The sequence below is a fragment of the Secundilactobacillus hailunensis genome (genome assembly GCF_005405185.1).
GTDB lineage: Bacteria > Bacillota > Bacilli > Lactobacillales > Lactobacillaceae > Secundilactobacillus > Secundilactobacillus hailunensis.
Genome location: NZ_BJDO01000031.1, coordinates 23666 through 30620 on the forward strand (window position 1 = coordinate 23666; position 6955 = coordinate 30620).

A 6955-nucleotide genomic window follows, 5' to 3' on the forward strand; every position below is an offset into this window, starting at 1 on the left:
AATCTTGACATTTCGGCAAGGTGAAGCGACGTACTGTTATGTGGCGATTTAGCGCAGAAAAATATTTTTAGCGGTGAGTACGGTCAAATCTAGCTGATAAATTTGGGACAAATTTTAGCGATAGCGCTTTCAAATGTGGTAGCATAAAAATAAGAAAACCGATGGAGGTGGCACTCATGTTTGAAAAAATTCTGGTTCCAGTAGATGGCAGTGAAAATGCTTATCAGGCACTTGATGCTGCGGTGGATATTGCGAAGCACTATGATTCTAAGATCACCGTTGTGGCGATTGCTAACGATCAAAGCTATACCCAATACGGGGCAATTTTTGGCGACGACATTATGGCTCACATGAAAGAACAAGCTGAGGCAACACTCAAAGACGCGCAGACGCGGGCGAAGACTGCCGGTGTGGACGTGGCAACTGATTTTGAGGTTGGCATCCCAAAGCAAGCTATTGCAGAGACGTTACCCGACCTGTTAGATACCACGTTAACCGTTATTGGTAAGTCTGGGGTTCATGGTCTAAACCGTGCGATCATGGGGTCCACGACCTCCTATGTTGTTCGTCGCTCTATCACGCCAGTCTTGGTTGTTGGGGATTAATCGATTAGAAATCAGTAATTAACAAGGGTGTTCTTCCGCCATTATTTGGTAGAAGGGCATCTTTTTTTAGCCAATCAATTTGCAAGTGCTTTTTCCATAAAAACGCTTAAACTCATGGTAAACTTACGGTAATTTCAACACATGGGGGGTGTGTGAGTTGCTACGCACATTATTGAAATCAGTTCGTGAGTATCGGCTTCAAACGATTATTTCGCCATTATTTGTGGTTTCAGAAACCGCCATTGAGACGTTTATTCCGTTTTTAATGGCGGCCATTATTGATCAGGGCATTCGACCAGGGCACCTATCAGTAGTACTTAGAATTGGTACCTTGCTGCTGATGATGTCAGTGGTATCGCTGACTTGCGGTGCCAGTGCCAGTTGGTTTTCAAGTCAGGCAGCAGCCGGATTCGCGAAGAATCTCCGGCACGATATTTTTAGCCAGGTGCAGACTTTTTCCTTCCAAAATCTTGATCATTTTGCCACTTCCAGCTTAGTGACCCGGTTAACTACGGATATCACTAACATTCAAACCGCTTATCAGATGCTGATTCGAGTGGCAGTGCGGGCACCGTCCATGCTGTTATTTTCAATTATTATGGCTTTTTTGGTGAGCAGTCAGGCCGGCTGGTTATTTGTGTTCGTGGTCCCGGTACTCGCTGTTGGGCTGTTTTGGATCGTTAAACATTCCCGGCCACTCTTTCGGCAAATATTTAAGCAATACGATAAATTAAACCGCGTCGTACGGGAAAATCTCAGGGGAATCCGGGTCGTTAAAACTTATGGGCAACAGGGCGCTGAGATTTCTAAGTTCCGCCAGTCAGCCAAAGAGATCGCGCAGGTTTTCGCCAAAGCACAGCGAATCGTGGCGTTCAACATGCCCTTAATGCAGTTCGTCATCAGTACCACGATGCTGATCTTATCGTGGATGGGGGCGAAGTTGATTGTTGGCAAAACCCTTCAGATCGGGCAATTTGTCAGTCTATTTACCTATAGCACTTCGATTTTATTTAGCCTTAATATGCTGGCAATGATTTTCTCACAGCTGTCCGTTTCGCAGGCTTCGGCAGAACGGGTCGTTGAAGTGCTGGAAACGGCACCAGACATTGTGGTACAGCCCAATGCTGAGACTGAGGTTCCTGATGGCAGTATTGACTTTGAACACGTCACCTTCCGTTATCCCGGCAGTGATGAAGATCAGTTAAACGACGTTAATTTACACATTCCAAGCGGCGCAGTTGTCGGCATTATCGGTGAGACCGGGACGTCTAAGACCACCTTAGTGTCATTGATTCCCCGGTTATACGATGTTGCCAACGGAACCGTGCGAGTGGGTGGTAAGGACGTGCGGCAGTACGCGCTGAAGACTTTACGTGATCAAGTGGCCATGGTGCTGCAAAATACGATCCTGTTTTCAGGCACGATTCGGGAAAACTTACGCTGGGGTGATCCGGACGCCACGGATGAACAGCTGAACCGGGTCCTGCAAGAGGCGCAAGCAAAGAATTTTGTTGATAGTTTGCCAGATGGTCTGGATACTAAGATTGAACAGACCGGCCAAAACGTTTCGGGAGGTCAGCGACAGCGGTTAACGATTGCGCGAGCGCTGTTGAAGCAGCCCAAGATCCTAATCTTAGATAATGCTACTAGCGCTACTGATACGCAAACGGAAGCCCGGATTCGGCAGGCGTTTAAGCGTGATCTGCCCCACGTCACCAAGCTGATGATCACGCAGCGTGTCGACAGCATTATCGACGCTGATCAAATTATTATCATGCATCGCGGCGGTATTGAAGCCATTGGCACCCACGCGGAATTACTGGCTAATAATCAGTGGTACCGCGAACTTTACCAAGCACAGCAGAAGCAGGGCGGGGGTGAGACGCATGAGTAAACGACGTGAGACGTTTTGGCGGCTGTTACGCTTGCTGGTGAGTGATTATAAGGGTTGGCTCAGTATCAGTCTAATAGCCATCATTTTAAGCGCTTTATCCGGGGTAGCCGGATCCCTGTTTATTCAGCGGCTGATCGACCACTACATTATTCCGTTAATGCGGGCGGCGAACCCGCACTTTGGACCGCTGCTATTGGCGATCGGCGTCATGGCAGTAATTTTCTACGTTGGGGTGATTGCCACCGTGATCTATACCCAGATCATGGCGGTGCTCGGCCAGCGGATTCAAGAATCGATCAGAGACCAGATGTTTGCCAAAATGCAAACCTTACCGCTGCGTTACTTTGATCAAAATGACTACGGCAACGTAATGAGCCGATACACGAACGATGTGGATACGCTGATGCAGTTGATCACGCAAAGCTTTCCGCAGTTTATCGTGGCCCTGTTCAACGTAACGTTTGCCCTCGTTGCCATGGTGGTCTTAAGCCCGGTGCTGACGCTGGTTTCCCTAGCCATTTTTGCTACCAGTATCATTATCGTACGCTGGCTGACCCATCGCAGTGGCAAGTATTTTCGGGCGCAGCAATCAGCCATTGGGCAACTTAATGCGTTCGTGGAAGAAATGCTGAACGGCGAACGGGTCATCAAAGTTTTTTCCCACGAAAAACCGGTTCAAACTGAATTTGAGACCTATAATGATGCGCTGCGAAACGATGCCCGATACGCCAATGGGTTTGCCACCATGCTGTTTCCAATTATGGGCAATATGGGGAATTTATTGTACGTCTTAATTGCGATATTAGGTGGTGGTTTAGCCATCATGCACCCAAACTTGCTGACGTTGGGAACCATTGCCGCATTCCTGCAGCTGAGCCGTTCTTTCAGTCAGCCCATTGCCCAGATCTCACAGCAGTTAAACGCGATCATTCAGGCGATGGCTGGTGCTGGGCGCATCTTCCAGCTATTGGATGAAGCACCCGAAGATGACCAGGGAACGACGATCTTGGTCAAACGGGGTGACGACTGGTTCTGGCAGCCAGCTGATATGTCTGCTTCACGGATACCGGTGAAGGGGGGGATCACTTTTGCCCACGTTAACTTCACCTATCCGCAGTCTCGTGCAGGATTACATGATCTTAACTTTGAAGCCCAGGCAGGTGAAAAAATTGCCTTAGTGGGTGAAACTGGGGCGGGGAAGACCACCACGACCAATATGCTTAATCGGTTTTATGATATTAACAGCGGCCAAATTAAGTATGACGGGGTGGATATTGCCACAATCAAGAAGGCCGATTTGCGACGAGCTATGGCCATCGTCTTACAGGACACCCACCTCTTTACCGGCACGATTCGGGATAATATTCGCTATGGTGCTCCCCAGGCAACCGAGTCAGAAGTGATTTCGGCTGCTAAATTAGCTCGAGCGGATGTTTTCATTAATGAACTCCCAGCTGGATATGACACGGAGATCACGGGTGACGGTGAAGAATTATCCTCTGGCCAGCGCCAAATGCTGTCCATCGCACGAGCTGCCATCGTGGATCCGCCTGTAATGATCTTAGACGAAGCCACTTCCAATATTGATACGCGAACGGAGCGTTTGGTTCAGGCTGGCATGGATAATTTAATGGCTCACCGGACGACGTTTGTGATCGCCCATCGGTTGTCAACGGTCTTTAATGCGGACCTGATCTTAGTTATCGATAATGGCCGCATCATTGAGCGCGGGGCCCATGAAGAACTGCTTCAGCAGCACGGAAAATACTATGAGCTGTATCAAGGCTTAGCTTAAAAGACAGCAAAAAAAGCCTCATTTAAGTGACCATGCATAGTCGCTTAAATGAGACTTTTTTACTCACAATGCTTGCGATCAATAAGAATTACTTCTTGTTTTCGCTCTTAAGCCATTGTTGCAAGTTTGAAATTTCCTTTTGGCGCTTCGTATCCTTCTTCTGGTTCACTGGACGGCGGCCTTGTACTCCATGTGGATGTGCTTTTCTCATAATGTCTAACCCTCACTTTATAAATCTGGTGTAATCAATCACTCGACCATTTTAACCTATCCACCCACTCAATTGCAAGGGCAGATAATTAAAAGTTTAAAACTAACGGTTAGTTTAAATCTGCTGATGCATTTAATTCAGTCACGCTGGGTATGATATGATGTGTGTGACAAGGTGGTAGTGAAATGATAAATCAAGCAAATAAGACGCGGTCATGGTGGCAACGCTGGTGGCCGTTTCTAGTGGTCATTCTAGGTGCGCTATTGGTTCTGGGCGTGGCACATGATGACGGTCTGTACCAGACACCGATCTTAAAAATTCAATCTGTTAAACAGATCAGTTCGGCTAAACAATCCGACCAGTTCCATAATGAAGATCGGCAAGTTGAACAAGAGTTGCACGGTGTCATTACCAATGGTCAAAATAAAGGGACCCATCTGAAAATTGAAAATACTTATTTGAAGTCGGAAGCAACGACCCTTGGATACCATACCGGTCAAAAGGTTTTTCTGACCGTTCATCACCAAAAGGGCCGGCTTTCAGCCACTGTCAGTAACCTTAAACGGGATACAGTCTTAGCGTTTACCGTTTGGCTGACGATCAGTCTATTGCTGGTGCTGATGCGCTTTAGTGGGTTAATGGCTTTGACCAGTGTCATCGTGAATGGCATCTTGTTTTGGCTGGCGGTTTCCTGGAACACCAATACGCAGGGTGGCATGGTGCTGGTAATCTTTGGTGGGCTGGCCGTTGTTTTTGCGGCCCTCACCTTACTGATTGTCATCGGGTTTAACCGGCAAATGCTGATGACGTTGCTGGCAACGATCGGCGGGACCGCTCTTTCCATTATCGTGGCTTTAATTGTGTTTGCTTTGACCCAAGAAAAAGGGGTGTACTACGAGTCCATGCAGTATGTTACCCAGTTACCGCGACCGTTATTTTTGGCTGAAACGATTCTCGGATCGCTGGGAGCTGTGATGGATGAGTCAACGGATATTATCGCGTCATTAATGGCGTTAAAAACCGAAAAACCAGATATTTCGGCGAAACAGATTTTTAAATCTGGCAGGCAGATTGGCGGCGAGATCATGGGCCCGTTAGTTAACGTGCTCTTCTTTATTTTCGTGGCCGAAACTTTGCCAATGGGGCTACTGTATTTAAAGAACGCCAATTCCTGGGGCTATTCCTTTAATATGACGATGTCACTGGGGGTGGTTCAAAGCCTCATTAGCGGGATCGGAATCGTACTGACGATTCCATTAGCCTGCGGGATCACCAGTCTAATGATAGGAGGTGGCCATAAGTTATGGGGACGATTACAGCGTTAGGTCTAGTTTTACTGATTTGTATGATTGCTGTGGGCGGTTCTCAGGGACTGCAGGCTTGGATCAGTCTGATTTTTAACTTTGGTGCGCTATTTTTTGCCATGGTGCTCATGGCGTTTCATTTGCCGCCAGTGCTGGTAACCTTAGTAACGGGAATCATCGTGCTAGCAATGACGATCTTCCTAGGCGGTAAAGATTCAAACAGTACGATGGTCGCCTTTTATGCTTCGGTAGCGGTTTTAATCTTACTGGTCATTATCATTATTCCAGTAGAACACTGGGCGCAGATTCAAGGATTTGGCCAAGAAGATAGCGAAGACCTTGAAGGAATGTCTAATATTTTGGGCATTAGTTATCTCGACGTTGCCATTTCCACCGCTATCCTGAGTACGTTAGGGGCCATTGCGGAAGCTGCCATTGCGATTTCAGCTGGTCTAGCTGAAATCTTGGAACAGCACCCTAAGATCACGCTTAAGAACTTACAGGGAGCCGGTTTCAGAGTTGGGTCGCAGATTATTGGGACCACGTTTAATACGTTGTTCTTTGGCTTTTTCGGCGGGTTCTTAGCTCTGTTCATTTGGTTTGCCGGAGTCCACTATTCGATGGGTGAGATCTTAAACGATAAGATCCTCGTTGGTGAAGTGCTGATGGTGCTATTCTCAATGATGTCAGTCATTGCCACAATTCCACTGACTACTTGGGCGATGGTTGCTAGTGAACGGCAGGCACGGAAGAAATTTGTTAAGTAAAATGACATAAGTCTATATTAGGGAGTATTCTCGCTAATTTCTTAACTGAAAACGGTAAATAAATGACTATTTGTTCAATACTTCAATTCAATATAGTCTAAATATATTTAAGATAGGGGAGTCAAAATACCATTGTATTTTGACTCCCCTTATTGTTCTTTCAACTTTTAGGTACTATTCAAGGTCAGTGATTGGAAACAATTAAATAAATTAATGACAGACTAACTGTAAGCACACTATAACCGGACGTATTGAAACACAAAACGGACTTCCTCATATTTGAGTTAGTCCGTTTTTGTATTTCATTCAGTTACTAATTGCTGATCAGGTTCATAATTCCACGGTAAACAAGCCTCCAATTGCGCTTCTTTTGGGAAAG

The 6955-nt window shown here is 46.6% G+C and carries 5 protein-coding genes; all 5 read left to right on the top strand.

The annotated features are described in order from the left end of the window. Positions 1-176: 176 nt before the first annotated feature. The 5 genes from FFM73_RS08695 to FFM73_RS08715 all read left to right on the top strand — a co-directional run bounded on the left by FFM73_RS08695 (position 177) and on the right by FFM73_RS08715 (position 6576). Positions 177-605, top strand: a complete 429-nt coding sequence (locus FFM73_RS08695) for a universal stress protein (RefSeq protein WP_137631367.1) — start codon at positions 177-179, stop codon at positions 603-605. Positions 606-762: 157 nt separating this feature from the next. Continuing rightward, positions 763-2499, top strand: a complete 1737-nt coding sequence (locus FFM73_RS08700; protein ID WP_137631368.1) for an ABC transporter ATP-binding protein — start codon at positions 763-765, stop codon at positions 2497-2499. Continuing rightward, positions 2492-4294, top strand: a complete 1803-nt coding sequence (locus tag FFM73_RS08705; protein ID WP_137631369.1) for an ABC transporter ATP-binding protein — start codon at positions 2492-2494, stop codon at positions 4292-4294. The genes FFM73_RS08700 and FFM73_RS08705 overlap by 8 nt, the downstream gene beginning before the upstream one ends. Positions 4295-4690: 396 nt before the next feature. Continuing rightward, positions 4691-5830: a YibE/F family protein gene (locus tag FFM73_RS08710; RefSeq protein WP_137631370.1), complete on the top strand. Its 1140-nt coding sequence runs from the start codon at positions 4691-4693 to the stop codon at positions 5828-5830. After that, positions 5809-6576 carry a YibE/F family protein gene (locus tag FFM73_RS08715; RefSeq protein ID WP_137631371.1) on the top strand — a complete coding sequence of 256 codons (768 nt, stop codon included), beginning with the start codon at positions 5809-5811 and terminating at the stop codon, positions 6574-6576. Before FFM73_RS08710 ends, FFM73_RS08715 begins: the two co-directional genes overlap by 22 nt. Positions 6577-6955 lie beyond the last annotated feature (379 nt).

Bases quoted from the DNA above. Each gene is read 5' to 3' on its own strand.
- FFM73_RS08705 (WP_137631369.1), top strand. From the start codon at position 2,492: ATGAGTAAACGACGTGAGACGTTTTGGCGGCTGTTACGCTTGCTGGTG.
- FFM73_RS08710 (WP_137631370.1), top strand. From the start codon at position 4,691: ATGATAAATCAAGCAAATAAGACGCGGTCATGGTGGCAACGCTGGTGG.
- FFM73_RS08715 (WP_137631371.1), top strand. From the start codon at position 5,809: ATGGGGACGATTACAGCGTTAGGTCTAGTTTTACTGATTTGTATGATT.
- FFM73_RS08695 (WP_137631367.1), top strand. From the start codon at position 177: ATGTTTGAAAAAATTCTGGTTCCAGTAGATGGCAGTGAAAATGCTTAT.